This is a genomic window from Flavobacterium sp., assembly GCF_043773265.1.
Taxonomy (GTDB): domain Bacteria; phylum Bacteroidota; class Bacteroidia; order Flavobacteriales; family Flavobacteriaceae; genus Flavobacterium.
The window spans coordinates 1-2,649 of the sequence record NZ_JAYVFH010000179.1; the positions used below are offsets into that span (position 1 = coordinate 1).

Here is a 2,649-nt window from a genome sequence, read left to right on the forward strand (position 1 = left end):
ATAATTGCAGACATTGGACCAAAATATTACGCGCCGCATCATCAAGACATTTTAGATGGACTAAATGCAGTAGATTTTTCAACAAAACCAAGCAGAGTAGAAGTTGAGGAAACACTTTTTCCGTACATTCCAGATTTTGGAACGCGTCAATTTTTAATGAAAAATTTATATTGGAAAGAACCAACTCAACTGGCTTTTAGATTTAATCTTGAAGTTTTTAATAATAAAATTAATGAAATTGGTGTCGCTTTACCTCAAGAAAATCATTTTGATAAACCTACATTGTTTATTCGTGGTGGAAGTTCTAACTATATTTTAGATTCAGATTTAGAGAATATTAAAACACATTTTCCAAATTTTAAGTTAGAAACCATTCCTAATGTTGGGCATTGGTTGCATGCAGAAAATCCTAAACTATTTTTTGAGATAACGGCACAATTCTTGAAATAAATGCTTAATTTTAAATTTTTAAACAAATTATATGAAACTAATTGCACGAATTCTAATTACATCATTACTAGTAGTTTTAATTTCCTATTTAATGAAAGGCGTTCAAGTTCTAGAAGTTTGGGATGCCATAATAGTTGCCATAGTTTTAGGACTACTCAATTTATTTGTAAAACCAGTTATAATACTATTTACATTACCAGTAACCATTGTAACTTTAGGATTATTTTTACTAGTTATAAACGCTTTAATTATTTTGCTTTGCGATAAACTTGTTGATGGTTTTACAGTCAACTCCTTTTGGACAGCACTATTTTTTAGTATAATATTATCGTTATCACAATCTATTATGTATAAATTTATTGGCGAAAACAAATAGATTTTATCAACAATAAAACTTGGTTGGGTTGCAAAAATGTTATAATTTTGCAACCCAATTTTATAATGTAAAATAATACCAAATGGATATTAAAAGAGTAGCAATTGATGCTGTAAATGAAGTAATTGTAATGACTGTTCCACAAATGGATTACAAAGGTCAAGTTGCAAAAAGAATAAACGAAAAAATGCCATTGGCAACCGTAAAAGGATTTCGCAAAGGCGCAGTTCCTAAAGATTTAGTAGAAAAACAATATGGTAAAGCTATAAAAGTTGAAGAAGTAAATAAAGTTGTAGAACTAGCATTGCAAAGATATATTCAATCAGAAAGATTAAACTTGCTTGGAACGCCACTTCCAAAAATAAACGAAGCATTTAATTGGAACAATGAAGAACTTACTTTTGAATTTGAAATAGGTTTAGTGCCAGAATTTGAAGTAAATCTAGACGCCAAAACCAATTTAGTAAAATACCAAATAATTGCCGACGAAACCATGCTAAATGGTCAAATAGCAAGAATTCAAAAACAATACGGAAACGTAATTTCTCAAGATACAGTTGCCTTAGGAAATGATGTTTCAGGAACTTTTGTAAATGCAGAAGCAGGAATAAACAATCGAACCACAGTAGATTTAGAAGAATTTGCAGATGAAAATGTAGCAAAATCATTTCTAGGTAAAAAAGTTGGCGATGCAATAGTTTTACAAACCAAAGGATTGTTTACAGACGCACATAAATTAATGGATTACCTTAGTGTTCCTCACGATAATGTGCACGATTTAGACGTAGAAGTAACCTTCACAATAGACGAAGTTGTAGCACACGAACCAGCAACATTAAACCAAGAATTGTTTGATAAACTTTTTGGCGCAGGAAAAATTTCATCGTTAGAAGAAATGAAAGCCAAAATAAAAGAAGATGCCGAAAAACAATTTGCACTTCAAGCACATCAAAAATTAATGGCCGACGTTCAAGACACATTAATAGAAAATCATAAATTCGATTTACCCAAAGAATTTCTTGTAAAATGGTTGCAAACAGTTGGCGATAAAAAATTATCTCCAGCCGAAGCAGAAGTAGAATACAATCGCTCAGAAAAAGGATTGCGTTTTCAATTAATAGAAGGAAAAGCACTAGCACAAAGTAACATACAAGTAAATTTCGAAGATTTAAAATCGTTTACAGCAGCATCAATTCGTCAACAAATGTTACAATATGGGCAAACCAACCCAACAGATGCCGAGGTAGAATCAATCGTAGCAAGAGTTCTGTCTAACCAAGACGAAGTAAAAAGAATGTCAGAGCAAGTTGTAGCCGACAAAATGTTGAAATTATTTATAGAAAAAGCAAATCCATCAACTAAAGAAGTTACCTACGAGCAATTTGTAGCAGCAATGTACAACGAATAAATTATAAAATAATTAGTATATTTGAGCGTCAATAATCAGTATTTTTGACGCTCAATTTGTATACTCTGAATTATTTCAGAGTCTAATGAATTTATTTCAGAGTCTAATGAATTTATTTCAAAGTTTAAATTAGAATTTTGTAACATCTAGAGCAGTCGAGATGCTTTTGAAAATCAAGTTTTTTAAGAAGCCAATCCAGCTATACGTTTCAAGTTGTTGCCGTTTCAAACCATTTTTGTACGTTTTAAAAAGTGCTTCCGTTGGTCGCTTTTTTAAAACAACAAAAATTGGCTTTCAACAACAACAAGCTTTTCACTACTATCTGGGCTAAGACATCAGTTATATTTGCAACTTTAGGTTATGAAAGATTTAGTATTTTTTTTAAAAGACGAAAAAAGCACCAAGCGAAAAGGAG

At 31.1% G+C, this 2,649-nt stretch carries 2 protein-coding genes and 1 pseudogene; all 3 read left to right on the top strand.

Translation table 11 applies throughout. The features are described 5' to 3' along the window. Positions 1-450: pseudogene (locus ACH2BO_RS09650) on the top strand (alpha/beta hydrolase); the annotation flags it as partial. A gap of 31 nt (positions 451-481) precedes the next feature. Further along, the gene (locus ACH2BO_RS09655) at positions 482-826 is read left to right on the top strand and encodes a phage holin family protein (protein WP_395044535.1); all 345 of its coding nucleotides are present in this window, start codon (positions 482-484) and stop codon (positions 824-826) included. A gap of 82 nt (positions 827-908) precedes the next feature. Next, positions 909-2,234 carry a trigger factor gene (locus ACH2BO_RS09660; protein ID WP_395044536.1) on the top strand — a complete coding sequence of 442 codons (1,326 nt, stop codon included), beginning with the start codon at positions 909-911 and terminating at the stop codon, positions 2,232-2,234. Positions 2,235-2,649 lie beyond the last annotated feature (415 nt).